Origin of the sequence: Microbacterium sp. MRS-1, from assembly GCF_000585455.1 — a bacterium.
GTDB classification, from domain to species: Bacteria; Actinomycetota; Actinomycetes; order Actinomycetales; family Microbacteriaceae; genus Microbacterium; species Microbacterium laevaniformans.
Genome location: NZ_JAUF01000030.1, coordinates 1 through 26615, shown reverse-complemented (window position 1 = coordinate 26615; position 26615 = coordinate 1). Strand labels below are relative to the sequence as shown.

General features: G+C 71.1%; 24 protein-coding genes. 15 read left to right on the top strand and 9 right to left on the bottom strand.

Going from position 1 to position 26615, the window contains the following annotated elements; genetic code table 11:
- The first annotated feature begins 47 nt into the window (after positions 1–47).
- On the top strand, positions 48–1343 hold the full coding sequence (locus AS96_RS06775; protein ID WP_036287346.1) for a chloride channel protein: 1296 nt from the start codon (positions 48–50) through the stop codon (positions 1341–1343).
- 8 nt (positions 1344–1351) lie between these two features.
- On the opposite strand, the gene AS96_RS06770 is transcribed toward AS96_RS06775, so the two are convergent.
- From AS96_RS06770 to aceA, 4 genes are all read right to left on the bottom strand, one after another.
- Entirely contained in the window at positions 1352–1894 is a 543-nt protein-coding gene (locus tag AS96_RS06770) for a TetR/AcrR family transcriptional regulator (RefSeq protein WP_231477147.1), read from the bottom strand.
- Between the two features lie 25 nt (positions 1895–1919).
- Entirely contained in the window at positions 1920–2762 is an 843-nt protein-coding gene (locus AS96_RS06765; RefSeq protein WP_051498779.1) for an alpha/beta fold hydrolase, read from the bottom strand.
- 107 nt (positions 2763–2869) lie between these two features.
- Positions 2870–4495: a malate synthase A gene (aceB, locus tag AS96_RS06760; protein ID WP_036287341.1), complete on the bottom strand. Its 1626-nt coding sequence runs from the start codon at positions 4493–4495 to the stop codon at positions 2870–2872.
- A 40-nt stretch (positions 4496–4535) separates the two neighbouring features.
- Entirely contained in the window at positions 4536–5852 is a 1317-nt protein-coding gene (aceA, locus tag AS96_RS06755) for an isocitrate lyase (protein WP_036287574.1), read from the bottom strand.
- A gap of 138 nt (positions 5853–5990) precedes the next feature.
- Here aceA and AS96_RS06750 point away from each other — a divergent pair, with 138 nt between their 5' ends.
- Complete coding sequence (locus AS96_RS06750; protein WP_036287338.1) at positions 5991–7472, top strand: helix-turn-helix transcriptional regulator; 1482 nt, start codon at positions 5991–5993, stop codon at positions 7470–7472.
- Positions 7473–7511: 39 nt separating this feature from the next.
- Here the strand turns inward: AS96_RS06750 and AS96_RS06745 are convergent, their stop codons facing one another.
- Positions 7512–8195: an amino acid deaminase gene (locus AS96_RS06745; protein ID WP_231477145.1), complete on the bottom strand. Its 684-nt coding sequence runs from the start codon at positions 8193–8195 to the stop codon at positions 7512–7514.
- A 75-nt stretch (positions 8196–8270) separates the two neighbouring features.
- Between AS96_RS06745 and AS96_RS06740 the strand changes: the two genes are divergently transcribed.
- The 7 genes from AS96_RS06740 to AS96_RS06710 are packed head-to-tail and all read left to right on the top strand — an operon-like array spanning position 8271 to position 13656.
- Complete coding sequence (locus tag AS96_RS06740; protein WP_036287332.1) at positions 8271–8927, top strand: HAD family hydrolase; 657 nt, start codon at positions 8271–8273, stop codon at positions 8925–8927.
- 37 nt (positions 8928–8964) lie between these two features.
- On the top strand, positions 8965–9945 hold the full coding sequence (gene phnD / locus AS96_RS06735) for a phosphate/phosphite/phosphonate ABC transporter substrate-binding protein (RefSeq protein WP_036287330.1): 981 nt from the start codon (positions 8965–8967) through the stop codon (positions 9943–9945).
- On the top strand, positions 9942–10760 hold the full coding sequence (gene phnC / locus AS96_RS06730) for a phosphonate ABC transporter ATP-binding protein (protein WP_036287327.1): 819 nt from the start codon (positions 9942–9944) through the stop codon (positions 10758–10760). The genes phnD and phnC overlap by 4 nt, the downstream gene beginning before the upstream one ends.
- Positions 10757–11569, top strand: coding sequence for a phosphonate ABC transporter, permease protein PhnE (phnE, locus tag AS96_RS06725; RefSeq protein ID WP_036287324.1), 813 nt, complete (start codon positions 10757–10759; stop codon positions 11567–11569). The genes phnC and phnE (AS96_RS06725) overlap by 4 nt, the downstream gene beginning before the upstream one ends.
- Positions 11566–12366, top strand: coding sequence for a phosphonate ABC transporter, permease protein PhnE (gene phnE / locus AS96_RS06720; RefSeq protein WP_036287321.1), 801 nt, complete (start codon positions 11566–11568; stop codon positions 12364–12366). Before phnE (AS96_RS06725) ends, phnE (AS96_RS06720) begins: the two co-directional genes overlap by 4 nt.
- On the top strand, positions 12356–13213 hold the full coding sequence (locus tag AS96_RS06715) for a MurR/RpiR family transcriptional regulator (protein ID WP_036287318.1): 858 nt from the start codon (positions 12356–12358) through the stop codon (positions 13211–13213). The genes phnE (AS96_RS06720) and AS96_RS06715 overlap by 11 nt, the downstream gene beginning before the upstream one ends.
- Positions 13210–13656 (top strand): TetR family transcriptional regulator C-terminal domain-containing protein, encoded by a 447-nt coding sequence (locus AS96_RS06710; RefSeq protein WP_081767991.1) that lies wholly within the window; start codon positions 13210–13212, stop codon positions 13654–13656. The genes AS96_RS06715 and AS96_RS06710 overlap by 4 nt, the downstream gene beginning before the upstream one ends.
- A gap of 203 nt (positions 13657–13859) precedes the next feature.
- Here AS96_RS06710 and AS96_RS06705 read toward each other — a convergent pair whose 3' ends face one another.
- The 3 genes from AS96_RS06705 to AS96_RS06695 form a co-directional block, all read right to left on the bottom strand.
- A complete protein-coding gene (locus tag AS96_RS06705) occupies positions 13860–14846 on the bottom strand; it encodes a sensor histidine kinase (protein ID WP_036287315.1) in 987 nt (328 codons plus the stop codon).
- Positions 14843–15517 (bottom strand): response regulator transcription factor, encoded by a 675-nt coding sequence (locus AS96_RS06700; protein ID WP_036287313.1) that lies wholly within the window; start codon positions 15515–15517, stop codon positions 14843–14845. Before AS96_RS06700 ends, AS96_RS06705 begins: the two co-directional genes overlap by 4 nt.
- A 64-nt stretch (positions 15518–15581) precedes the next feature.
- A complete protein-coding gene (locus tag AS96_RS06695) occupies positions 15582–17117 on the bottom strand; it encodes a helix-turn-helix domain-containing protein (RefSeq protein WP_036287310.1) in 1536 nt (511 codons plus the stop codon).
- Between the two features lie 154 nt (positions 17118–17271).
- On the opposite strand from AS96_RS06695, the gene gabT reads away from it, so the two are divergent.
- From gabT to AS96_RS06665, 6 genes are all read left to right on the top strand, one after another.
- Entirely contained in the window at positions 17272–18621 is a 1350-nt protein-coding gene (gene gabT / locus AS96_RS06690; RefSeq protein ID WP_197017269.1) for a 4-aminobutyrate--2-oxoglutarate transaminase, read from the top strand.
- A gap of 152 nt (positions 18622–18773) precedes the next feature.
- The gene (locus AS96_RS06685) at positions 18774–20135 is read left to right on the top strand and encodes a flavin monoamine oxidase family protein (protein ID WP_036287307.1); all 1362 of its coding nucleotides are present in this window, start codon (positions 18774–18776) and stop codon (positions 20133–20135) included.
- Positions 20132–21016 (top strand): universal stress protein, encoded by an 885-nt coding sequence (locus AS96_RS06680; RefSeq protein WP_036287304.1) that lies wholly within the window; start codon positions 20132–20134, stop codon positions 21014–21016. The genes AS96_RS06685 and AS96_RS06680 overlap by 4 nt, the downstream gene beginning before the upstream one ends.
- Entirely contained in the window at positions 21013–22566 is a 1554-nt protein-coding gene (locus AS96_RS06675) for an APC family permease (protein WP_036287301.1), read from the top strand. The genes AS96_RS06680 and AS96_RS06675 overlap by 4 nt, the downstream gene beginning before the upstream one ends.
- Positions 22563–24017: an NAD-dependent succinate-semialdehyde dehydrogenase gene (locus tag AS96_RS06670; protein WP_036287299.1), complete on the top strand. Its 1455-nt coding sequence runs from the start codon at positions 22563–22565 to the stop codon at positions 24015–24017. Before AS96_RS06675 ends, AS96_RS06670 begins: the two co-directional genes overlap by 4 nt.
- Positions 24018–24069: 52 nt before the next feature.
- The gene (locus tag AS96_RS06665; protein ID WP_036287296.1) at positions 24070–25434 is read left to right on the top strand and encodes an NAD-dependent succinate-semialdehyde dehydrogenase; all 1365 of its coding nucleotides are present in this window, start codon (positions 24070–24072) and stop codon (positions 25432–25434) included.
- A gap of 23 nt (positions 25435–25457) precedes the next feature.
- Here the strand turns inward: AS96_RS06665 and AS96_RS06660 are convergent.
- On the bottom strand, positions 25458–26615 hold a 1158-nt coding region (locus tag AS96_RS06660), incomplete at its 5' end, for a tetratricopeptide repeat protein (RefSeq protein ID WP_036287293.1).

Below are 26615 nucleotides of genomic sequence, written 5' to 3'. Positions count from 1 at the left end.
CCTGGCTCGCACGGAACGACGCGGCGCAGGTGCGCTAACGTGACGACGTGACCGGAGATGCCCGTGCCCGCCCGCCTCGCCGTCTCTCCGGTCTCTGGGGGCTGGCGCGCCTGGGTTTGGCCACGCTCTGCGTCGGCACCGCGACGGGGTTGGCGGTGCTGCTGCTCGTCTGGATCGTCCACTCCGTGGAGCACCTGGTGTGGGGAAGCGCCGAGGGGCCGTTCCTCGACGGGCTCGCCCTGCCGTCGCCCTGGTGGCTGCCGATCGTCACCCTGAGCGCAGCCGGCGTGATCGCGGCGATCGGCTGGTATCTGTTGCGCCGGTTCGGCCGACGGATCTCGAGTGTCGAGGAAGGGGTCGCCGGAAAGCGGATGCCGGCGCTGGAGACCGCCGCCGACACGGTGATCCAGGTGACGTCGGTGGCACTCGGTGCGTCGATCGGCAAGGAGGTCGCCCCGCGCGAGCTGTCCGCGGTGGCCGGATCGAAGATTGTCGGCTGGTTCCGCATCGATGCGCGCTGGTCGATGATCCTGGTGGCCTCGGCGGCCGGCGCCGGACTCGCCGCCGTCTACAACGTGCCGCTGGCCGGCGCGCTGTTCGCGATCGAGATCCTGCTCGCCCGCTTCAGCGCCGGGGCCGCCGTCGTCGCCCTGTCGATCAGCGCGATCGCGACGTTCGTCGCCCGACCGCTCGTCGCCGACGACTCCCTGTACCACGTCGACGACGTGAGCGTCACGCCGTCGCTGCTCGTCGCCGCTGTGCTCATCGGCCCGCTCATGGGCTGGACGGCGACGAGCTTCTCGGCCGTCACCGCCCGCCTGTCACGACGGCGGCCCACCGGGTGGAAGCTGCTCCTCGTCCTGCCCGTGACGTTCGCCGCGGTCGGCGTTCTCGGTGCGTTCTTCCCCCTCGTCCTCGGCAACGGTCGGGCCCTGGCGACGGCCGGCTTCGACCACGCCCAGCCGGCGCTGCTGCTGATCGCGCTCGCCGTCATGAAGTACGTCGCCACCGCGGTCTCGCTCGGCTCCGGGGCGATCGGCGGCACGCTGCAGCCCTCGGTCGCGATCGGCGCGGCCCTGGGCGCGGCGGCGGCCGCCGGCTGGGCGCTCATCTGGCCGGGAGCGGACGGTACCGCGCTCGCCGTCGTCGCCGCCGGCGCATTCCTCGCCGCGAACATGCGAGCACCGTTCACGGCCATCGCGCTGATCATCGAGTTCACCGGCACCGGCCTCACGCTGCTGCTGCCGATCTTCCTCGCCGTGGCGGGCTCGCTCGCGGCATCCCGTCTCACGACCGGCGGCGGCCTGCGTCGTTTCGCGCCGATCGACCCGGGTCGCGAGTAGTCCGCGGCTCAAGCCGGCCAGCTCGACAGCATGCGGTCCAGGCCGTCGAGCATGCGGGAGAAGCTGTCGGAGACGTTGACCGGAAGGGCGAAGCCGCCCCCGTTCTCGAGTGCGCAGAACCCGTGCAGGGCGGCGCGCAGAGCACGTGTGGCGTCGATCAGCTGATCGTCGGCGATGTCATAGCCGCGCAGCGTCGCCGAGACGACCTGCTGCACCTGCGCGGCGGCGAGGGCATGCGCCTCCTCGCGCGCCTCACCGGGCAGCGGTGCGCGCTGGGTGGCCGCATATCGTCCCGGATGTCGCAGTGCGTACCCCCGATAGGCGTGCGCAAGACTCTCCAGCGCCGCCGTCCGGGACACCCCGATGGCCGCGACCCGCAGTTCCTGGGCGAGCTCACGCGTCGCCTCGGTGGCCACAGCGGAACGCAGCACCTCGAGCGAGGCGATGTGCTTGTAGAGGCTCGGCACCTTCACGCCGGCGCGGCCGGCGATCTCGGCGAGGGTGAGGCCGTCGAGCCCGAGCTCGTCGATCGTCTCCAACGCCAGCGTCACCACGGCATCGTGGGTGAGGCCGGCCCTAGGCACCGGCCACCTCGCGACAGAACGCGACCAGGGCGGGACCGACCTGCTCGGGCTGTTCGGCCTGCGGGTAGTGGCCGGCGCCCTCCACGAGCGTCACGCGCGCGCGCAGCTGCTCGCCGATCCACTCCGCTTCTTCCCTCGGATCGCTGAAGTCGGGGTCGGCGGTGCCCATGATGACCAGCGCCGGTGCCGACACCTCGGGGATCCGCTTCTCGGCGAGGCTGTGGTCGGTGCGGGTCGTGCGCGCGAACGCGGCGGTGGCGCCCGGGCGCGACATCGCCGCGCGGACCGCCGCGCGGTGCTCGGCGAAGTCGGCGGGCCGGCGGCCGGGGTAGAGCTGGGGCAGGTAGGCAAGCCAGGCCGCGCGGGCCCACGGCCGGAGCATCAGCAGGCGGAACGTTGCGGCGGCGAACGGGTTGGTCGGCGCGTTGCGGACGAACGGGCCGACCAGACCCAGGCCGCTGACGGCGGCGGGCTCCTCGGCGGCCGCCCAGACGGCCGCACCGGCGGCCATCGAGTTGCCGACGACGACGGCGGGGCCGCCGAGATGCGCGATGAGCGCGAGGATGTCGGTGCCGGCCGCGACGTCGTCGTACGTCGTGAACGTCGCATCCGACTCGCCGTGACCGCGCAGGTCCATGACGGCGACGCGGAAACCGGCCTCACGCAGAGCGGGGACGGTGTAGCGGTAGCTCGCGGCGATCTCGCCCATGCCGGGAACGCACACCACGAGCGGACCGTCACCGGTCACGCGGTACGCGATGCGGCCTTCCGGCCGATCGAGGTGATGGACATCCAGCCGGGCGAAAGCAGCTGAAGGAGACGATGTGGTTGTCATAGCCATAAAGCTAATGGCATTAGCTAACTCTGTCAACGTCCTTCCTGCAGCGCATGACAGCGGGGGTGGATGCCGCGGCATCCACCCCCACTGTGCGACGCGGACCGTCAGTCGGTCAGGTAGTCGGCGTAGGCCCCGAGCGTCAGGAACGTCGGGAAGTCCTCACCGAGGGCGACGTCGCGGAAGATCGCCGCCGCGTCGTCGAAGCGGTCGCCGTCCTGGCGCGGGACCTCGGCCAGGACCTGCGCGATGAGGCCCTCGATGTACTCGCGCGTGATGCGCGTGCCGTCGTCCGTCGTGCGGTCCTGGTGGATCCACTGCCACACCTGGCTACGGCTGATCTCGGCGGTCGCGGCATCCTCCATGAGGTTGTCGATCGCGACGGCGCCGAGACCCCGCAGCCATGCCTCGATGTAGCGGATCGCCACTGACACGTTGCCGTACACGCCCGCCGCCGTGACCGGCAGTCCGATGTGCACGTCGATGAGCTGCGAGGCCTGGACGTTCACCTCGGGCCGCTGGCGGTCGATCTGGTTGGGGCGCTCGCCGAGCACGGCGTCGAACTCCGCCTGCGCGACGGGGATCAGGTCGGGGTGGGCCACCCACGTCCCGTCGAAGCCGTCGCCGGCCTCGCGCTTCTTGTCGGCGGCGACCTTCTCGAACGCCTGGGCCGTCACCTCCGGGTCGCGTCGGTTGGGGATGAAGGCGCTCATGCCGCCGATCGCGAAGGCTCCGCGCTTGTGGCACGTCTTCACGAGCAGCTCCGTGTAGGCCCGCATGAACGGCACCGTCATCGTGACCTGGCTGCGGTCGGGCAGCACGAACCGCGCGCCCCGGCCGCGGTAGTTCTTGATCATCGAGAAGATGTAGTCCCAGCGGCCGGCGTTCAGGCCCGCGATGTGATCGCGCAGCTCGAACAGGATCTCCTCCATCTCGAAGGCCGCCGGCAGCGTCTCGATGAGCACGGTGGCACGGATGGTGCCGTGCGGGATGCCGAGGTAGTTCTCACTGAAGGTGAAGACGTCGTCCCACAGCTTCGCCTCCTCCGCCGACTCGATCTTCGGCAGGTAGAAGTAGGGGCCCACGCCGTTGTCGATCAGACGCTGCGCGTTGTGGAAGAAGTACAGGCCGTAGTCGACGAGCGAACCGGATGCCGCGAGGTCGCGACCGGCGCGGTCGGTGTAGCGGATGTGCTTCTCGACCAGGTGCCAGCCGCGGGGACGCATCACGATCGTGGGGGTCTGCTCGGCGGTGACGCGGTACTCCTTGCCCTCGGGGCTCGTGTACGACAGCTGTCCGCGGATCGCGTCGAACAGCGAGAGCTGACCTTCGATGACGTTGCGCCAGGTGGGGCTCGTGGCATCCTCCTGGTCGGCCAGCCACACCTTCGCGCCCGAGTTGAGCGCGTTGATCGTCATCTTCGGGTCGGTGGGGCCGGTGATCTCGACGCGGCGATCCTCCAGTCCCGGACCTGCCCCGGCGACCTGCCACTCGGCATCCTCGCGGATGTGGGCCGTGTCGGAGCGGAACTGCGGGTCGTGCCCGTTGCCGATCTCGAAACGGCGCCGCATCCGGTCGGCGAGGCGGTCGTGACGCCGGCCGGCGAAGCGGACGTGCAGCTCGGCGAGGAACGCGATGGCCGCGGGGGTGAGGATCTCCTCGTAGCGGTCGCGGATCGGTCCCGTGACGGTGATGGTCGATGCGGGCGCGGTGCCCGTGGCGGTGGGAGTCATGGCCCTGCTCTTTCTGTGTCGGTGGGTCGCGGGGTGGTGCTCAGTGGAACTGTTCGGCCTCAGTGGATCCCACCAGAGCCAGGGTCGCGCTGTCGGGGTTGAGCGCCGTGGAAACGAAGTCGAAGTAGCCGGTGCCCGCCTCGCGCTGGTGCTTGGTGGCGGTGTAGCCGCGCGATTCCGCAGCGAACTCGGCTTCCTGCAGCTCGACGTACGCGCTCATGGCGCGCTCGGCGTAGCCGGAGGCGAGATCGAACATCGAGTAGTTGAGGGCGTGGAAGCCGGCCAGCGTGATGAACTGGAACTTGTAGCCGAGGTCGGCCAGCTCCTGCTGGAAGGTGGCGATCTGCTCGTCGCTGAGGTGACGCTTCCAGTTGAAGCTCGGCGAGCAGTTGTAGGCGAGCATCTTGCCGGGGAACTGCTCGTGGATCGCGCTCGCGAACGCGCGGGCCAGCTCGATGTCGGGCTCTCCGGTCTCCACCCACAGCAGGTCGGCGTACGGCGCGAACGCGAGGCCGCGGCTGATGACCGCCTCCAGGCCCGGGCGCACCCGGTAGAAGCCCTCGCTCGTGCGTTCTCCCGTGGTGAACTCCTGGTCGCGCGGGTCGACGTCGCTGGTGAGCAGGTCGGCCGCCAGCGCGTCGGTGCGGGCGATGATGACGGTCGGCACGCCGGCGACGTCGGCGGCGAGCCGAGCCGCGTTCAGGGTGCGGATGTGCTGCTGCGTGGGCACCAGCACCTTGCCGCCGAGGTGGCCGCACTTCTTCTCGCTGGCCAGCTGGTCCTCCCAGTGGATGCCGGCGGCACCCGACTGGATGAGCGACTGCGCGAGCTCGTACGCGTTGAGGGGGCCGCCGAAGCCCGCCTCGGCATCCGCGACGATGGGGGCCAGCCAGTCCTGCGTGAGGGTGCCTTCCGCGTGCTCGATCTGGTCCTGGCGGATCAGGGCGTTGTTGATGCGGCGGACGACGGCAGGCACGGAGTTGGCCGGGTAGAGGCTCTGGTCGGGGTAGGTCTGTCCGGCGAGGTTGCCGTCGGCGGCGACCTGCCACCCCGAGAGGTAGATGGCCTTCAGGCCCGCACGTACCTGCTGCACGGCCTGGCCGCCGGTGTAGGCGCCGAGCGCGCGGATGTAGTCCTCGGTGTGCAGCAGGTTCCAGAGGTTCTCGGCGCCGCGGCGGGCGAGGGTGTTCTCCTCGCGCACCGACCCGCGCAGGCGGATGACGTCCTCCGCGGTGTAGGTGCGCTGAACGCCGTCCCAGCGCGGGTCGGTGTCCCAGATCTCCTGCAGCTCAGCGGCGGTCTGCGTCTGGTCGCCGGCGCGCAGTGGCGGCTGACCGGGGGTGGCCTGGATCGTCATGGTGCTCTCCTTCATCGGATGCCGGGGCGATGCCGGCGGTGGCTCGTGTCTCCACTTTGGGTGAAGTTCGAGGCCAGGAGTAACCAAATCGGGAGTGAAGATTGATCGAACTTCACGTTCTGTGACACAATCCCGGACATGACGAACATCGATGTTCCGTTGACGGCGACGACCACAGAGCCCGAGGACGAGGCCGATGCGCTCACGATCGGCCGGCGCATCCGTCAGCTGCGCACGGCGCGCGGGATGACCCTCGACGAGCTCGCGGCAGCTGTCGAGCGGGCACCGAGTCAGCTGTCGATGATCGAGACGGGAAAGCGCGAACCCAAGCTCACTCTCCTCCGCGCCATCGCCAAGGCGCTCGGTGCGACGGTCGACCAACTCCTGGAGGCGGAGCCCCTCGATGAGCGCGCCACGCTCGAGATCGCGCTCGAGCGCGCCATGAAGGGCTCGACGTTCCGCGCCCTCGGCATCGAGCCGTTCCGCATCGGCAAGACGATCCCCGACGACGCCCTGCGCGCGCTGCTCGCGCTGCAGGGCGAGATCGAAAGGCTCGGCGACGAGCGCTCCGCGACTCCCGAGGAGGCGCGTCGGGCGAACGTCGAGCTGCGCCACCTCATGCGTCGCCAGGACAACTACTTCGCCGAGCTCGAGGAGCACGCCCGCGCCATCCTTCGCGCCGTCGACCACCCGGGCGGGCCGCTCACGCAGCGCACGGCATCAGATATCGCCGCTCACCTGGGATTCTCCCTCCACTATGTCGCCGATCTGCCGGCCTCGACGCGCTCGGTCGCCGACATCAAGCACGGCCGGCTGTACCTGTCGAGCACGGTGCCCGCGAAGGGGGACTCCCGCACCGCGGTGCTGCAGGCGCTCGCCAGCCGCATCCTCGGGCACGCCGAGCCGCGCTCCTACGCCGAGTTCCTGCGTCAGCGGGTGGAGACGAACTACCTGACCGGGGCTCTCCTGATCCCTGAAGATCACGCCGTCCCGGTGCTGCACGACGCGAAGTCGCGGCGCGCGCTGTCGATCGAAGACCTCCGCGATGCGTACTCGGTGTCGTACGAGACCGCGGCGCACCGCTTCACCAATCTGGCGACGCGGCATCTCGGCATCCCGGTGCACTTCTTGAAGGTGCACGAGTCGGGCACCATCACGAAGGCGTACGAGAACGACGACGTGAACTTCCCGGCCGATCGGCTCGGCTCGATCGAGGGGCAGCTGTGCTGTCGGCGTTGGACGAGCCGCGCCGTGTTCGACATTCCCGACAAATTCAACCCGTACTACCAGTACACCGACACCGGCAACGGCACGTTCTGGTGCACGGCCCGCGTGGAGACCTCCAGTGAGGGTGCGCACTCGGTGTCGGTGGGCGTGCGCTTCGACGACACGAAGTGGTTCGTCGGGCGCGAGACCACCAACCGCAGCGTCTCCCGTCACTCGGTCGAGGTGTGCTGCCGGCGCGCTCCCGCCGAGCTGGAGTCGCAGTGGCGCGATCAGGCGTGGCCGAATGTGCGCACGCCCCGGACGCTGCTGGCGACCCTGCCGACCGGTGCGTTCCCCGGCGTCGACACGACCGATCTGTACGAGTTCCTCGAGGCGCACGCGCCGCGCGGCTGAGGTGCTCGCTGCGCTGCGCTGTGGTGGGGTGTGGGCCGCTCAGACCACGGCGTTCCAGCGCAGACGCGGGGTGGCGGCATCCACCTCGTCGAGGACGGCCGCGGGCGAGGCGACCGGGAACGTCGTGATCAGTCGCTGGATGCCGCCGTTGATCAGCGCGTAGGCGAGGGCGGAAGGGCCGGATGCCGCGGCGCGCCCCACCGCGATGACGGCTTCCGTGTCGTGCACCCGCTGACGGCGCACCGGAGTGCGCTCCACCAGTGCGGTGGCGGCCGCGGCGACCCGCGCCAGCAGGGTCTCGCCCGTCGGCAGCGCCCAGGGGAGGAAGGCGTCGGCGGCCAGCCCGTAGGCGCGGGCGAGCTCGCCGTCCAGCCAGCGCTCGCGTTTGAGGCCGTAGGGGGTCGGTGTCGTCGACAGCAGGTAGCCGTAGACGTGCAGCAGGCCGGCGTTGCCGACGGGGAAGCGGGCGTCGATGCCGGCGCGCTCGTGGAGCGCCCTGAAGACCGACGCCGCGATCACGGATGTGCCCGTGTTCTCGTCGATGACCGTGGACAGCCCCCATGCCTCGAATCGGCGCGCGGCGGCGTCGGCGTCGATCGAGGTGCCGAGCCACGGGAGGAGGTCGAAGGCGGCCGCGGGATCGCCCGTGGCGAGCGCGGCCGCGGCGTCGAGTCGCGAGAGCTCCCCGCCACTTTTTACCGGATGTTCATCTGCCGTGGTCATTACGTCCACACATGTCCTTCACTATGGACAAAGCGTCCAGCCTCACGGACGCGTTCGTCACCCGCAGGGAGATCCGTGCCTCGTCCCATTCTCATCTTCGACTTCGACGGTACCGTCGCCCTCGGCGACGGGCCGGTGCGCGCGTACGCCCGCGCCGTCGCCACCGAGGCCGGATTGTCGCCGTCGTTCGTCGATGAGATCGCCACCGGCCTCGCCGACGGCGACGACGACGCCATCGACGCCTACGACCTCGTGCGGGTGCGCGCCCTCGCGGCCGGAGCCGCCCCCGAGCACCTCGCGCGCGGCTACGCCGCCAGCCGCGCACAGCTCGCGTCCGACGACGCTCCCGTTCTCGCCCCCGAGGGCCTCGCCACCTTCCTCGCGACGGTCGACGCGGAGCGCATCCTGGTCACCAACGCGCCCGGCGTGCGCATTCCGGAGGCGCTGACGGCGCTCGCGCTGGAAGGGCTCTTCGACCGCGTCGTCGTCGACGCGGGCAAGCCCGACGGGCTCGCCGCGCTGCTGGACGAGCTGGACGCGGATGCCGAGGTGCTCGCCGTCGGCGACATCTGGCGCAACGACCTGGCTCCGGCCCACGCCCGCGGCCACGCGACGGCGCTGGTCGGCGGCTATCCCGACCCCGACGCCGCCCCGGACTTCCGCGCCGACACGCTTCCCGAACTCCTGCCCGCCCTCACCGAATGGGTTCGCGCCCGCGCGCGTACCCGCTGACCACTCCTCGATCCACCCCGACACCGAAGGACACCTCATGCGCATCACCCGCCTCCGACTCGCCGCGGTCGCCGCGACGGCGCTCGCCGCCACCGTCGCGCTCGCCGGCTGCTCCGGCACCTCCGACGCCTCCGGCTCCGCCGCGCCGGCCGCCGACCCGAGCTCGCTCGTTCTCGCCCTCGTGCCCTCGCAGGACCAGGGCGGCCTCGTCGACACGGCCAAGCCCCTGACCGACATGCTGAGCTCGGAACTCGGCATCCCCGTCACGGGCGTCGTGTCGAAGGACTATCAGGCCGCCGTGGAGGCGATGGGTGCCGACCAGGCGCAGATCGGCTTCCTCCCCTCGCTGCAGCTGTGGCAGGCCAGCGACCGCTACGGTGCGAAGGTCGTGCTGCAGACCGAGCGTAACGGCGCGATCACCTACCCGGCCCAGTTCATGACGAACAACCCGAGCAAGTACTGCTCCGACACCCCCGTCGACAAGGACGGGATGCTGTACTGCAACGGCACCGACAAGCTCGCGACGCCGAGCGGCCTGGACGCGATCACCAAGATCGCCGGTGCGAAGGTCGCCGTGCTCGGCCCCGGCTCGCCGGCCGGCTACATCTACCCGATGCTCGCCCTCAAGGAGAATGGCATCGATATCGACAACGGGTTCCAGAAGATCCCCGTCACCGCCAACGACGCCTCGGTGATGGCCGTCTACAAGGGCGATGCCGAGGTCGGCTTCAGCTTCTGGGACGCACGCACGCTCGTGAAGAAGGACACCCCCGACGTGGGCCAGAAAGTCGTCGTCTTCGCCCTCAGCAACCCGATCCCCAACGACGGCGTCGCCGTCTCGTCGAAGCTCTCGCCGGCCCTCCAGGACAAGATCACCCAGGCGCTGGAGTCCTACTCCAACACCGACGAGGGCTCGAAGGTGCTCAAGAGCATCTACTCCATCACCAAGCTCGCACCCGCCAACCCCGCTTCCCTCGACGTCGTCGCGCGCGCCGCCGAGCAGCTCGGACTGCAGTGACGGATCCGATCGTCGCCCAGGGCACCGAGGCTGCGGCCTCGGCGCCCTGGGGCATCCGTCTGGACGGGGTCACCGTCCGCTACCCCAACGGCACCGTGGGCCTGCGCGGCGTCGACCTCGAGATCGCGCCGGGCGAGATGGTCTGCATCGTCGGCCTCTCCGGGTCGGGAAAGTCCACGCTGATCCGCACGATCAACGGTCTCGTCCCCGTGACGGAGGGTACCGTGACCGTCGGCGGCGAGCGCGTCGACAACGCACGGGGCAAGCGCCTTCGCCACCTCCGCGGACAGATCGGCATGGTGTTCCAGGGGTTCAACCTCGCCGGTCGGACGACCGTGCTGAACAACGTGCTCGTGGGGCGTCTCACCCACACGCCGTACTGGCGCACCCTGGCGGGCGCCTACCGCGACGCCGACAAGCAGATCGCCTTCGAGGCGCTCGATCGCGTCGGCATCCTGTCGAAGGTGTGGGATCGGGCCTCGGCCCTGTCGGGCGGCCAGCAGCAGCGCGTCGCGATCGCGCGCGCCCTCGCGCAGCAGCCGCGGATCGTCCTCGCCGATGAGCCGGTCGCGAGCCTCGACCCGCCCACCGCGCACGGCGTCATGGGCGATCTGCGGCGGATCAACGCCGACCTCGGCATCACGGTGCTGGTCAACATCCACCTGCTCGATCTCGCGCGACAGTACGGCGCGCGCATCATCGGCATGCGCGCCGGGGAGGTCGTCTTCGACGGGCCGGCCGCGAGCGCGACGGATGCCGACTTCGAGAACATCTACGGACGGTCGCTGACCGGCGACGATCGGCTCGATCGATGAGCGTCGCGCCCGCGGCATCCGCGCCGGTGGTGCCCGAGCGGCCTCGACGCCGCGCCGGAACCTGGATCGCGCTGGCGGTCGTCGTCGTGATCACGGTGGTCACGTGCCTTCCGGGCATCGGCGTGGGCTTGGATGTCGCGCCGATCGTCGCGAACTGGCGAAACGGTGCCACGAAGATCGTCGAACTGCTCACGCCCGACTGGTCGTTCTTTCCGCGCACCGTCGCGCCGATGCTCGAGACGCTGCAGATGGCGGTGCTCGGAACCGTCGTGGGGGCCGCGATCTCGCTGCCGCTGTCGTTCTGGGCGGCACGGCCCACCAATCCGCACCCCGCCTTCCGCGGTGCGGTGCGGACCCTGCTGAATGCGATCCGCGCGGTTCCCGAGCTCGTCTACGCGGCGGTGCTCGTCGCGATGGTCGGCGTCGGCGCGCTTCCCGGCATCCTCGCTCTCGCGATCTTCAACATCGGCATCATCGTCAAGCTCGTCTCCGAGTCGATCGACGCGCAGGATGCCGGTGCCATCGAAGCCGGTCGGGCCGCCGGTGGCACGCAGGCGCAGATCAACCGCGCCGTCGCCCTCCCCGATGCGTGGCCGGCATTCGTGTCGCAGACCCTGTACGTGTTCGAGCTGAACGTGCGCGCCTCGACGGTGCTGGGGCTCGTCGGCGCCGGAGGGATCGGGCTGCTCATCGACGCGGTCCGCACGTTCTACCGCTACGACCAGCTCTCCCTCATCATCCTCGAAGTGCTCGTCGTGGTCGTCGTGATCGACATGATGAGCGACGCCATCAGACGGAGGCTCGTGTGAGCGCCCTCGCCGTTCCCGTCCGCCGTCGTTCGCCGTGGCGGGCCGTGTCGGCCGTCGTCGTCACCGCCGTCGTGGTCGCCGCCTTCTGGTCGGTCCAGATCTCGTGGGGTCGTCTCGCCGACCTTCCCGCCGACATCGGCCGCTACCTCTGGCTCATGTTCTCCGCGCCGGAGTGGTCGAAGCTGCCCGAAGCGCTCTGGCAGACCTGGCGGAGCATCGAGATGGCGTGGGTGGGGACCGTGCTCGGCATCCTGCTGGCGACCCCGCTCAGTCTCGTGGCCGCCCGCGGCTTCGGGCCGCTGTGGCTGCGCGGCGTGCTGCGACTCGTGTTCTCGGTCATCCGCGCCGTGCCCGAGCTGATCATCGCGATCATCATCCTCTCGGTCACCGGGCTGACGCCGCTGACCGGTGCGCTCGCCCTCGCCGTCAACGGCATCGGCACGCTCGGCAAATGGGGCTACGAAGCGGTGGAGGCCGTACCTCCCGGGCCCATCGAGGCGGCGCGTGCCGCGGGCGGCTCGACGGCGCAGGTGCTGCGCTGGGGCGTGTGGCCGCAGGCGCAGCCGGTGTTCCTGTCGTTCTGGCTCTATCGCTTCGAGATCAACGTGCGCTCGTCTGCCGTTCTCGGTCTCATCGGGGTCGGCGGCATCGGCGATATGCTGACGTCCTACACCCAGTACCGGGAGTGGTCCACCGTGGGGATGCTGCTCATCGTGGTGATCGTCGTCACGATGGCGATCGACGCGGCGAGTGGAGCGCTCCGCCGGCGAATCATGGAGGGTCCGCGTGCCCGTTGACGCACCGACGACGGTGCGCATCGCCGCGATGCGCAACGGCCTGCAGCCCACCGAACGGCGGGTCGCCGACCTCATCGTGGCCGAGCCCGACGCGGTCGTGGAGCTCACCGCGCAGCAGCTGGCCGACCGCGCCGGCGTTGCGCGCTCATCGGTCGTGCGGGCGTGCCAGTCGCTGGGCTACCGGGGCTACCCGCAGCTGCGTGTCGCCTTGGCGGCCGAACTCGGCGCCCAGCCGCCCCGCGACGCCGATCACGGCGACGGCCCGCTCGGCGAGCTGCGCGCCGCCCTCGCCCGCACCGCGCAGTCGCTGACCACGGCGGTGAGCCTGATGAGCGCCGACGACGTGTCGTCCGCGGTCGCCGATGTCGCCGGTGCCTCACGCCTGCTGGTCGTCGCCAATGGCCTGTCGGCTCCCGTCGCGAGCGATCTGGCGATGCGCCTGACCGCGGTCGGTCGTCCCGCCGAGGTGATCGCGGATGCCATCGCGCAGCAGATCGCGGCGCGTCAGCTGTCGGCCGCCGACGTGTGCATCGTCGTGAGCGGCTCGGGAGCGAATGCCGCGAGCGTGCGGGCGGCCGAGGCGGCCCGCAGCGCCGGTGCGCGTGTGCTGGCCCTGACCTCCTTCGCGTCCAGCCCGTTGGCCGACCGTGCCGACCGCTCGCTCGTGATCACCCCGACCGGCGTCAGCTTCCGCGAGGAGCTGGCCCACACCTCGCGGGTCGCACACGCCGCGTTCGTGGAGGCGTTCGTGGATGCCGTCGCGGGCGTGCTGGGGGAGAGGGCCCGCATCGTGCGGGCGCACGTGCTCGGCATCCTGTCGGACAACCTCGACGACGGCACCGCCTGACCGCGCCGGCCGATCGCGCCGGGCGATCTCGCCGGGCGATCTCGCCGGGCAGGGCGGTCCTCCCCGGTCGTGGTGCGCTTCGGCTCAGTCGTGCTGCGCTGCGGGAGGTCGTCGCCTACAACCAGACGACGCGTGGCCTCACCTCCCTCTACTCGACCGTGGTGGCGGAAGCGGCCGACCCCGACCATCCGCTGCACGACGATTTCGCGAGGCGATATCGCAAGCGCGCCGCGGACACGGCGGCGCTCCTGCGCGCAGGCCAGCGCTCCGGCGAGATCGCGCCCGACATCGATCCCGACGCGGCGGCCCGCCTCATCAGCGCCGTGATGGACGGCATCCTGCAGCAGTGGCTACTCGATGCCACCGTGGACATGACCGCCCTGTTCGACGAGTTCGTTCGCGGCTATCTGCGGGCACCGCGCGCTGCGGCATCCCCCCGCTGACCCCGCCCGTCCGCCGGCCGACCCCGCCGAGCGTACGCCCCGCGAGACACCGTCCCTGCACCGAGACTGCCGCTGTGCACCGGTGTTTCGGTGCGCAGGCGGTGTCTCGCGGGCGGGCGGACTCGCGGGCGGTCGGGAGGCGGGGGCCACGTCTTGACGGAGGTTATGCGCATAAGTAAAGTAGCCCTCGCGGCCCGGGGTCGCTACGCAGCCTGCGGCAGCCAGAGCAGCATGGTGGTACCGGCCGCCGACGTCCGCTCGATCTCGATCCGGCCCCCGGCCGCCTCGGCCGCCTCGCGCACGAGCGCGAGACCCAGGCCGAAGCCGCGCCGCCGCCCCGACTCCGGGCCGCGGGCGAAGCGCTCGAAGATGCGCTCGCGATCGGCATCGGCGATGCCGCTACCGCCGTCGCGCACCCGGATCGCGACGCCCCGTCCGTCGGATCGCGCCGACAGTGCGACCTCGCCGCCGGCGGGAGTGTGCTGCACTGCGTTGTCCAGGAGCGCGACGCAGAGCCGGTCGAGGGTGACGCGGGGAAGGCGCACCCGCAGGCCGGCGCCGTCGCCCTGACCGACGCGGACGAGCACGCCCGCCTCCTCGGCCAGCGGCGCCACCGTGGCCGCCGCGGCCGTCAGCGCCGCGTCGACGACGGCGGGCTCGGCATCCGTCGCCGTTCCCTCCGCCGTCAGCAGCATGTCGGTGAGCACGGCGTCCATGACCGACGCGTCGGCGCGCAGCGCCGCGAGCGTGTCGGTGAGGTCTTCGCCGCGCCGGTGGCGGCGCTCCAGGATCTGCGTCCGGCTCGTGAGAGCCGTCAGCGGCGTGCGGATCTCGTGGCTCGCGTCGGCGACGAAGCGGCGCTGCAGCCGCAGGGCACCGGCCAACGGGGCCACCGCGCGGCGGGCGGCGAACCAGGCGACGAGGGCGAGCAGCGCCACCCCGGCGAGACCGAGCGCGACGACCCAGGGGAGGATGCGGTCGACGTCGACCACGATGCGGTCGCCGTCCAGCGGCCCGAGGCGCCCCCCGCCGTCGCTGTCTCGGTGCAGTTCGGGGCGGGCGGACAGCAGCAGCACGGCCACCAGGATCGCCACGCCCGCCGTCACCACCACAGCCGACGCGGCACCGACGAGCAGACCGACGTGGACCGCGGCGCGACGAACGCGCCGGCGGTCGGCCTCGTCGCTCACGACGGGCTCCCCGCACGGTAGCCGCGCCCACGGACGGTCTCGATGATCTCGGGCGACGCCTTGCGGCGGATGTAGTGCACGTAGGTGTCGACCGAGCTCAGTGCATCATCGGAGGAGAAGACGGCACGGAGGATCTCGTCGCGGGAGAAGACGTGCTCGGGGCTCTCGCTCAGCAGCGCCACCAGGCGCGCCTCGGTCGCCGTCAGCGTGACGCGTTCGCCGCCGTCGCCGTAGAGGGTGCGCGACTCGGCGACGAAGGTCCAGTCGCCGAGGTGGCGCCGACGTCCCTCGGCGTGGTGACCGCGCACGAGGGCGCGCAGTCGCGCGAGCAGCTCCTCGAAGTCGAACGGCTTGACGAGGTAGTCGTTGGCGCCGCTGTCGAGGCCGTCGACCCGGTCGGCGACGGCACCGAGAGCCGTCAGCAGCAGCACGGGCGTCGTGAGGCGTGCGGTGCGCATCGCCTGAACGATCTCCACGCCGTCCAGCCCGGGCAGGCGCCGGTCGACGACCAGCACGTCGAAGCGCTCGGCGAGCACGCGCTCCCGTGCGGCGAGGCCATCGGTCAGGTGCGTGACGTCATAGACCTCGGAGAGCACCTCGACCGTCATCCCCGCGATCGTCGGGTCGTCTTCGACGTAGAGCAGGCGTGGCCGTGCACCGTCGCGGGTCATCGCTCCTCCGATCCTCGCCGCCACCATTCACCCACATCCGCGCCAAGAATCCGCCAAGACCGCATCACCCGGCGGCGACGAGCGCGGCCCACAGCTCCGCACGCGCCGGAAAGCTCGACAGATCCACACCCAGCAGCTGCTGCGCCTGCGCCACCCGGGCGCGCACCGTATGGCGATGGATGCCGAGCGCCCGCGCGGCCTCGTCGATGCGCGCGTCGTGGGTGAGCCAGGTGCGCACGGTCTCCACGAGCGCTGTGCCCTGGGCCTGGTCGTGCGCCCGCAGCGGGCGCAGCCGCGCGTCGGCGAGGGCGCGGGCGGCAGGGGAGTCGAGGCTCGACAGCACGCCGGCGGCATCCGCGAAGCGCGCGACGGTGCCGCTCACGGCGGTGCGCAGCGCGGTGAGGGCCTGCGCGTGGGCGCGGGAGAATCCGCTGTAGTCGGTGGGCTCCGAAAGCCCCACCGCGGCATCCAGCAGACCCGCGAGCGCGGTCGGCGCACCCTCGTCGGCGGCGGAGACGACGAGGACGAGGCCGTCGGCGCTGCGCGCGTAGAACAGGCCGCCGCGTTCGGCGGCCTGCAGCTCGAGCCAGTCGACGGCGGCGTCGGTGCGGTTGGCGGCGACGGCGGCGACCCCGACCACGACAGGGCTCGCCGGCAACGGGCCCCACAGTTCGCGCGAGACGCGCCGCGCCAGGTGCGGGTCGTCGTCGAGGAGCGTCTGCAGCAGTCCGGCTCGCAGCGCCGCGCGGGCGCGGCCGAGTCCCACGTTCTGCTCGAGGGCGAGGCCGGCCATCGCGATGACCGACGTCACGACGCTGCGTCCCTCCAGGTCGAGGTCGGCGCCGACGATCGCGATGAGTCCGCGGAGGTGCCCTCCACGGCCGAGGGTCTGCATCGTGACGCGTCGATCATCGATCTCGAGCGTCGACGCCGCACGCGCCCCGCGGCGCAGCACGGCACCGGCTTCTGTCGTGACGGCGGCGACGGCTCCGTCGTCGAGGGCGTCGGCGGGGGCGCTCTGGGTCAGCGTGCCGGCGGCGTCGAACAGCCCGACCCACGCACCGAGCTGAGCGGCGAGTTCGGCGACGGTCGCCGCCAGCCCGTCCGGACGCAGTGCGGCCAGAGAGATCGCCCGCTGCGCCGACAGCGCCCAGGTACGCCGGGCGTAGGCCTGAGCGGCGATGGCTTCGGCGTTGGCCCGTGCCAGCGCGATGAACGGGGTGCGATAGGGAACCTCGAACAGCGGCATCCGCTGCGCGGCGCAGGCGAGGACGAGGGCCGGCGGGATGCCGTCGCGCACCACTTCGGTGCCGAACCCCAGCCCGCGCACGCCGCGGGCGCGCAGGCGCGACACGTAGGCGGCGGCGGCGTCCTCGCCCGACTCGCCGTCGCCGGCCGGCCCGACGAACTGCGTGCCCGTCGTCAGCAGCAGCAGGTCATCGGCCAAGAAGGGCGTGGGGTCGATGAGGTCGGAGCTGTGTACCCAGCGCAGCGGAGCGTCCAGCGCGCCGTCGTCGAGATCGTCGGCGCTCGAGGCGAGCCGCAGCTCGAGGTCGCGGCGCGCGAGAAGCGCGCGCAGAGTCGGCTGCGTCTCGGTCATGGGCGGCGGCCTCCTCCTCGGCGCGGTCCTCGGTCGATCCGGGGCGGGTGCCCGACGACGGGCACGACGTGGCTGTACGCCGCGTATGCGCCTGATCACAGAATGTACACGGCGGAGGGTGTGGCTCGGCATCCGCGGCTCATACGCTCCCGGCATGAGCATCATCGACAGCGCCGTCATCGGCGGTCCGTCCCTGGCGCAGGAGCGCCGCCTCGTCACCGCGATCCCCGGCCCCCGCTCGCAGGAACTGCTGGCGCGCAAGAGCGCCGCCGTCGCATCGGGTGTCGCTCACACGGTGCCCATCGAAGCCGTCGCGGCCGGCGGTGGCGTCGTGGTCGACGCCGACGGCAACTCGCTCATCGACCTCGGCAGCGGCATCGCCGTCACCAGTGTCGGAAATGCCCACCCGGGCGTCGTGGCGGCGGTGCAGGCCGCCGTCGCGCAGATGACGCACACGTGCTTCATGATCTCGCCGTACGAGTCGTACGTCGCCGTCGCCGAGAAGCTCAACCGCCTCACCCCCGGCGACCACGCGAAGAAGTCGGCGCTGTTCAACTCCGGCGCCGAAGCCGTCGAGAACGCGATCAAGATCGCCCGCAAGGCCACCGGCCGCCCGGCCGTCGTCGCGTTCGACCACGCCTACCACGGCCGCACCAACCTCACGATGGCCCTCACCGCGAAGTCGATGCCGTACAAGAGCGGATTCGGTCCGTTCGCCTCCGAGGTCTACCGCGTGCCGGCCTCCTACCCTTTCCGCGACGGCCTGAGCGGCGCGGATGCCGCGGCGAAGGCCATCTCGCTCATCGAGAAGCAGATCGGCGCAGACAACCTGGCGGCCGTGATCATCGAGCCGATCCAGGGCGAGGGCGGCTTCATCGTCCCCGCGGAGGGATTCCTGCCGGCGGTCGTGGACTGGTGCCGTGCGAACGGCGTCGTCTTCATCGCCGACGAGGTGCAGACCGGCTTCGCCCGCACCGGCGCGATGTTCGCAAGCGAGCTGTTCGGCATCGTTCCCGACCTCATCACGACGGCCAAGGGCATCGCGGGCGGCATGCCGCTGGCGGCGGTCACCGGTCGCGCCGAGATCATGGATGCCACCCACGGCGGAGGCCTCGGCGGCACCTACGGCGGCAACCCGGTCGCCTGCGCGGCGGCGATCGCCGCGATCGACGCCTTCGAGGACGACGGGATGCTCGAGCGGGCGCGCGAGATCGGGGGGATCCTCCGCGCCCGCTTCGAGTCCCTGCAGCAGTCCGATGCGCGCATCGGCGAGGTGCGCGGAGCCGGCGCGATGATCGCGGTCGAGTTCGTCGACCCCGAGACGAAGGCCCCGGATGCCGCCCTGACCTCCGCCGTCGCGAAGGCGGCGATCGCGGAGGGCGTCATCGTCCTCACCTGCGGCACCTACGGCAACGTCATCCGCTTCCTGCCGCCTCTGTCGATCTCCGACGAGCTGCTCACCGAGGGCGTCGACGTCGTCGCCGCCGCCCTCGCCGCCCACTGACCCCGCCCCGGCATCCCACCCACACCCCGCCCCATGTCCCACTTGCGCCCGGCGATGTCCCACTTTCGGTCTCCTCGAGGCCACTCTGACAGCGCTTATCGGGACATGCTGCGGGAGCACCACGCATCCGGATTCACGATAGAGGAGACACAATGACCGAGATCACGCGCGACGTCGTCGTCATCGGCGCCGGTGCGGCGGGATTGACCGCCGCCAACCAGCTCAAGAAGGCGGGCCTGTCGGTCGCCGTGCTCGAAGCCCGCGACCGCGTGGGCGGGCGGCTGTGGACCGACACGATCGAGGGCGCGATGCTCGAGATCGGCGGCCAGTGGGTCTCGCCCGACCAGGATGCTCTCAAGGAGACCATCGCGGAGCTGGGGCTGGAGACCTTCGACCGCTACCGCGACGGCGACAGCGTGTACATCGGCCCCGACGGCATCGCCCACCGCTACACCGGCGAGATGTTCCCCGTGAGCGCCGAGACCGAGAAGGTCATCGCGGATGTCACCGCGCGCCTGGACGCGATGGTCGCCGAGATCGATCCCGACCGCCCGTGGGCACACCCGAAGGCCGCGGAGTGGGACACCGTCTCGTGGGATGCCTGGCTGCGCGAGCAGACCGACGACGACGAGGCCATCCGCAACCTCGCATTCCCGACGGGGTCGGCGATGCTGACGAAGCCGACGCACGCCTTCTCCCTGCTGCAGTCGCTGCTGATGGCGGCATCCGCCGGCAGCTACACCCACCTCGTCGATGCCGACTTCATCCTCGACAAGCGCGTCGTCGGCGGCCTGCAGCAGGTCCCGCTGCTGCTCGCCGAGCGCCTGGGCGACGACGTCTTCCTCGGTCAGCCGGTGCGCACCCTCGAATACACCGAGGGGGAGGGTGTCGTGGCCGTCGCCGACGGTGTCACCGTCCGCGCCCGCCACGCGATCCTCGCGCTCGCGCCGGTGCTGTACAACCGCATCTCGTTCGTGCCGCCGCTGCCGCGCCTTCAGCACCAGATGCACCAGCACATCTCGATGGGCTTCGTCATCAAGGTCCACGCCGTGTACGAGACGCCCTTCTGGCGCGACAAGGGACTGTCCGGCACCGCGTTCAGCCCGTACGAGCTGTCGCACGAGGCGTACGACAACACGAACCACGGCGACGAGCGCGGAACCCTCGTGGGCTTCGTCTCCGACCGCACCGCCGATGACCTGTTCCGTCTGAGCGCCGAGGAGCGCAAGGAGCGCATCCTCGAGTCCCTCAGTCACTACTACGGACCCGAGGCGAAGGATCCGGTCGTCTACTACGAGAGCGACTGGGGCAGCGAGGAGTGGACGCGCGGCGCGTACGCGGCATCGTTCGACCTCGGCGGCCTGCACCGTTACGGGGCCGACCTGCGCACCCCCGTCGGACCGATCCACTTCGCCTGCAGCGACATGGCCGGCGCCGGCTACCAGCACGTCGACGGAGCCATCCGCATGGGGCGCCTCGCGGCGCAGCAGATCCTGGACGAGATCCACACATGAGCGGGCACGTCGTCGTCGGATACACCGCGACCAAGCCCGGACGCGACGCCGTCGCGTTCGCCGCGCGGCTCGCGGCGGCCCTCGACGCCGTGCTCGACGTCGCGATCATCCTGCCCAGCTCCGACCGCAGCGTCATCACGCCCCCGGATGCCGGGTACGAACGGCACCTGCACGCGCAGGCGCAGACCTGGATCGCCCAGGCGATCGACCGGATCCCCGCCGACGTCGTCGCGCACGCCCATGTGCGCCCGGCCGAGTCGTTCGCCGAGGGCCTCATCGAGATCGCCGACGAGCTGGGTGCCTCGTACATCGTGGTCGGCGCCGCCGACGGCGCCTCGCGCGGCCGGCACCGCCTCGGCTCGACGACGAGCGAGCTGCTCCACTCATCGGATGTGCCGGTCGTCCTCGTCCCGCGGGGGGCACGCAAGATCGCGCCCGAGACCGGCATCACCCGGCTGACGGTCGCGATCGGCACGCGGCCCGGGGCCGACGCCCTCATCGCCGAGACCGCAGCGCTCGCGGAGACCCTCGGCGTGCCCGTCCGACTGCTCTCCCTGCTGCCGGTCGATCTTCCGCCGTCCGCCGACACGGGTGCCATCCGCCTCGCCGGCACGACGAAGGCCGATGAGGTGCTCGCGGCGGCTCGGGCGGAGCTTCCTGGCAGCCTGCACACCGACGTCGCGGTGGCCGCCGGCGAGAGCATCGAGGAGGCGGTGTCCTACCTCGATTGGCAGCCGGGCGAGGTGGTGCTCGTCGGATCGAGCCGACTCGCGCAGCCGCGCCGCCTGTTCCTCGGCTCGACCGCGGCGAAGATGCTGCACGAGATCACCGTGCCGGTGATCGTCGTGCCCCGAACCCACTCCGAGGAGTCTCGACGATGAGCACACCCTCCACGACCGACGCCGCCTCCACGACCGGGGCCCTCTCCAGCAAGGGGCTCAGCGCTGGCACGATCGGCCTGATCGGCGCCGTCGTCATCGGGATCTCCTGCATCGCCCCGGCGTACACGTTCACGGCGGCCGTCGGCCCCACGGCATCCGCGGTGGGCGCGCAGATCCCGGCGATCATCCTCGTGGGATTCATCCCGATGCTCCTGGTCGCCTTCGGCTACCGCGAGCTGAACAACCGCATGCCGGATGCCGGCACCAGCTTCACCTGGGCGGCGCGCGCCTTCGGACCGTGGGTCGGCTGGATGGCCGGGTGGGGACTGGTGGTCGCCACGATCCTCGTGCTGTCGAACCTGGCCGGCGTCGCCGTGGACTTCCTCTTCCTGCTGCTGTCGCAGGTGACGGGCAACGCCGAGATCGCCGACCTCGCGTCGAACACGTGGATCAACGTGGGCGTGTGTCTTCTGTTCGTGCTCGCGGCCACCTTCATCTCCTACCGCGACATGCAGACCACCCAGAAGTTGCAGTACGTGCTCGTGACCTTCCAGGTCGCCGTGCTGCTGTTCTTCGCGATCGCCGCCATCGTCGAGGCCGTCAGCGGCAAGGGCTTCGACGTCCAGCCGTTCGACATCGGCTGGTTCAACCCGTTCGCCGTCAGCTCGTTCAGCGCGTTCGCCGCGGGCCTGTCGCTGTCGATCTTCATCTTCTGGGGGTGGGACGTCACCCTCACGATGAACGAGGAGACGAAGGACCCCGAGAGGACGCCGGGTCGTGCGGCGACCATCACGGTGCTGACGATCGTCTCGATCTACCTTCTGCTGGCCGTCGCGATGATCATGTACGCCGGGGTCGGCACGGGGGAGCTGGGCCTGGGCAACGAGGACATCCAGGGCAACGTGTTCTTCCACCTGTCCGGACCGATCCTCGGGCCACTCGCCTTCCTCGTGTCGCTCGCGGTGCTCACCTCGTCGGCGTCGTCGCTGCAGTCGACGTTCGTGGGACCGGCGCGCACGCTCCTGTCGATGGGACACTACGGCGCGCTCCCGCCGGCGTTCGCGCGGGTCAGCCCGCGCTTCTTCACGCCCGGCTTCGCCACGATCGTGTCGGCAGTGGTCGCCTCCGCGTTCTACGCGGTCATGCGCGTGGTGAGTGAGAACACCCTCTGGGACACGATCCTCACGCTCGGCATGATGATCTGCTTCTACTACGGCATCACGGCTTTCGCGTGCGTCTGGTACTTCCGCAAGCAGTGGTTCGACTCGGTGCGCACCGTCTTCTTCACGTTCCTGTTCCCGCTCGTGGGCGGCGTGATCCTCGGCATCCTGTTCTTCACGACGCTCATCGACTCCATGAAACCCGAGTACGGCTCCGGCGCCAACGTCGGCGGCGTCGGGATCGTCTTCATCCTCGGCATGCTCATCATCGTGGTGGGTATCGCCCTCATGATCTGGCAGTCGGTGACACGTCCCGCGTTCTTCCGCGGCGAGACCCTCGCCACGGACGCCCCTGCCAGCACCCGTCGCCTGAAGGAGGCCGCACGTTGATCACGCAAAGCGCACTGCTCGAGAAGGTTCCCCGCGGGCTGTTCATCGGCGGCGAGTGGGTCGCCGGCTCGGCCGGCACCTTCCCCGTCGTCGATCCCGCGACTGGTGAGACCCTGGTCGAGATCGCCGACGCGTCGCCCGAAGACGGCATCCGCGCCCTGGACGCGGCGGTCGCGGCTCAGGAGGAGTGGGCGGCGACCGCGCCGCGGCGCCGCAGCGACATCCTCCGGCGGGCATTCGACCTGCTGATGGAGCGCGCCGACGAGATCGCCCTGCTGATGACCCTCGAGATGGGCAAGCCTCTCGCGGAGGCGCGCGGCGAGATCACCTACGGCGGCGAGTTCCTGCGCTGGTTCAGCGAGGAGGCGGTGCGCATCTCGGGCCGGTTCGGCTCGAACCCCGAGGGCACGGGACGCATGATCGTCAGCCAGCGCCCCGTCGGACCGTGCTTCTTCATCACCCCGTGGAACTTCCCGCTCGCGATGGCCACCCGCAAGATCGCCCCGGCGCTCGCCGCCGGCTGCACGGTGGTCATCAAGCCGGCCGAGCTCACCCCACTGACGACGCTCGCCTTCGTCGACATCCTGGTCGAGGCGGGCCTTCCGGCGGGGGTCGTCAACGTCGTCACCACGACCCGCTCGGGGGCGCTCTCGGCGCCGATCATCGCCGACCCGCGCCTGCGCAAGCTCTCCTTCACCGGCTCGACGCCGGTCGGCAAGAAGCTCATCGCCCAGGCGGCCGAGGGCGTACTGCGCGTGTCGATGGAGCTGGGCGGCAACGCCCCGTTCGTCGTGTTCGACGACGCCGACCTCGACAAGGCCGTCGACGGCGCGCTGCTCGCCAAGTTCCGCAACATCGGCCAGGCGTGCACCGCCGCCAACCGCTTCATCGTGCACGCGTCCGTCGCCGAGGAGTTCGCCCGTCGCGTCACCGAGCGGGTCGCCGCGATGCGCGTGGGCCGCGGAACCGAGGACGGCGTGCAGATCGGTCCGCTCATCGACCGCAAGGCCGTCGAGGGCGCCGAGGCGCTCGTCACGGATGCCGTCGCGCGCGGTGCACGCCTGCTCACCGGCGGATCGGCCATCGATGGCCCGGGGACGTTCTTCGAGCCCACCGTGATCACGGACGTGGCCGGCGGCAGCGACATCCTCCGCGAGGAGATCTTCGGCCCGGTGCTGGCGATCGCCACGTTCAGCGACGAGGAGGAGGCCGTGCGCCTCGCCAACGACACGGAGTACGGTCTGGTGTCCTACGTCTTCACCGAGGATCTCGCGCGCGGCATGCGGATGATCGACCGTCTGGAAACCGGCATGATGGGCCTGAACGCGGGCGTCGTCTCCAACGCGGCGGCGCCGTTCGGCGGTGTCAAGCAGTCCGGAGTGGGCCGTGAGGGGGGCCTCGAAGGCATCCATGAGTTCCTCTCGACCAAGTACACGCTGATCCCCGCCTGATCCCTGCCCCTGACGCCACCCGACCCTCGGTCGACACGAACGGAGAACGACGATGACGTATGCGGTTGTGAACCCCGCCACCGGCGAGACGCTCGCCACCTACCCCGACTTCACGACCGCCGAGGTCGAGGCCGCCGTCGCGGCCGCGCACGAGGCGGCCCAGACGTGGGGGCGCACCTCGACGCCGGCCGATCGTGCGGCACTGCTGCGCCGCGTCGCCGAGCTGCACCGCGAGCGGCGCGACGAGCTGGCCGCGATCATCGTGCGGGAGATGGGCAAGCCCCTCGCCGCGGCGGAGGGCGAGGTCGACTTCGCCGCGGACATCACGCAGTTCTACGCCGATCACATCGGCGAGATCACCGGTGACCGGCCGATCGACATCCTCGGGGAGGGCACCGCGGTGATCCGCCGCTCGCCGCTGGGCGTGCTGCTGGGCATCATGCCGTGGAACTTCCCGTACTACCAGGTCGCGCGATTCGCGGCGCCGAACCTTGCGATCGGCAACACCATCCTGCTCAAGCATGCGCCGCAGTGCCCGCAGTCGGCCGCCGCGATCGCCCGGATCTACGCCGATGCGGGCTTCCCCGTCGGCGCGTACGTCGATGTCCGTCTGACCAACGACCAGGCCGCCGAGGTCATCGCCGATCGGCGTGTGCACGGCGTCTCGGTGACCGGCAGCGAGCGCGCGGGCGCCGCCGTCGCCGAGATCGCGGGGCGCAACCTCAAGAAGGTCGTTCTCGAGCTGGGCGGCTCCGACCCGTTCATCCTGCTGTCCACCGACGATCTCGACGCGGCGGTGCAGGCTGCCGTGGACGCACGCCTGGACAACAACGGGCAGTCCTGCAACGGCGCCAAGCGTTTCCTCGTCGCCGACGACCTCTACGACGGCTTCGTCGAGAAGTTCGCCGCCGCGATGGACGCGGCGAAGGTCGGCGATCCGTTCGCCGAGGACACCGTGCTGGGGCCGCTGTCCTCGCTCGCCGCCGCCGAGCGGCTGCAGGACCAGGTCGATCGCGCCGTCGCGCAGGGAGCGACGGTGGTCACGGGCGGCTCGCGCGACGGGGCCTTCTTCCCCGGAACGGTCATCACGGGCGTGAAGGCGGAGATGGACGCATACCGTGAGGAGTTCTTCGGACCCGTCGGCGTCGTCTATCGCGTCAGTGGTGAGGAGGAGGCGATCGAGATCGCCAACGGCACCGAGTTCGGACTCGGCTCCTATCTCTTCACCACCGACGAGGAGCAGGCGGCCCGCGTCGCCGATCGCATCGAGGCCGGCATGGTCTACGTCAACATCGTCCTCGCCGACTCGCCTGAGCTGCCCTTCGGCGGCATCAAGCGCAGCGGCACCGGACGCGAGATGGGTCTGCTCGCCGCCGAGGAGTTCGTCAACAAGAAGCTCATCCGCATCGCCGGCTGACGCCGCGGTGCTGCCGGCCCGGCTCAGGCCGGCAGCACCGCGCGCACCGCGGCGGCTTCGCCGTGACGACCGAGCGCCTCGAGCAGGTCACCGAGTTCGAGCGCGACCGCCTGCCGCAGCGGCTCCGCGTCGCTGGCGTGCTCGAACGCCGCGCGATAGAGCGCAACGGCGTCGTCGGCGCGCTCGGCTTCGCGCAGCACCCGTGCCGCCAGCAGTTCGGAGCCTCCCGCGGATGCCGGATCGCCGGCATCCGTGAAGGTGTCGGCGGCCTGCAGCGCGGTGGCCACGGCGGCATCCGTCTGTCCCTGACCGACGAGCAGCCGGGCGCGCGTGTCGAGGACGTCGGCCACGAACCACGTCGCCTCGTGCCGACGGCCGAGCTCCAGCGCTTCGTCGATGAGCGTCACCGCCGCCTCGTCGCCGCGCTGCTGATGCGCCTGCGCGAGCACGTGCAGCCCGTCGGCGAGTAGCCCCACCTCATCGTCGTTGCCGCGCACGAGGCCGACCGCCTCGGTGAGAACCTCGATGGCGTCGTCCGTGGCGCCGAAGCGTGCGAGCAGGCGACCCTGCTGTACGAGTGCGTACGCGCGTCCCACGGCATCCTCGGCCTCCTCTCGGAGGTCGGCCGCGTACGCCCACGCGCCGACGGCGTTGCCGTACTCCTCGGCGGCGTGCAGCGCCTGGGCCAGCAGCACCGCGGTCAGGGCGCGCGATCCCGGCTCGACGCCGCTCCCGCTCTCTTCGCGCAGCACCTCGTTGAGCGTGTCGACCGCTTCGGCGGCGTAGCCGGCGGCCAGCATCGCGCGGCCCTGGCGGAAACGCACGTCGACGCTCGAGAGACCTACCGCGTCGCGCCGCTCGGCCGCGACGCGGTAGCGGCTCACCGCGGCGGCCGGCTGTCCGTCGTCCTCGTGCAGCATGGCCGCCAGCAGGAACATCTCCGAGACCATCGCGTCGTCCACGCCGATCGACACCGCGACCCGTGCCGCCTCATCGGCGGCGGCCGCACCGTCGGCGAACTCCTCGGCGACGCCGTGGAGCCGAGCCCGCGTCGCGAGCACGCGCACGCGACGGCCGTCCTCGAGCTCCTCGTCGTGCAGCAGCGCGTCCAGCAGGCGCATCCCGTGGGCCCGGCGGGTGTCGCCGGCTCCGGCGAACAGGGCGGCCGCGGCGCGGGCGGG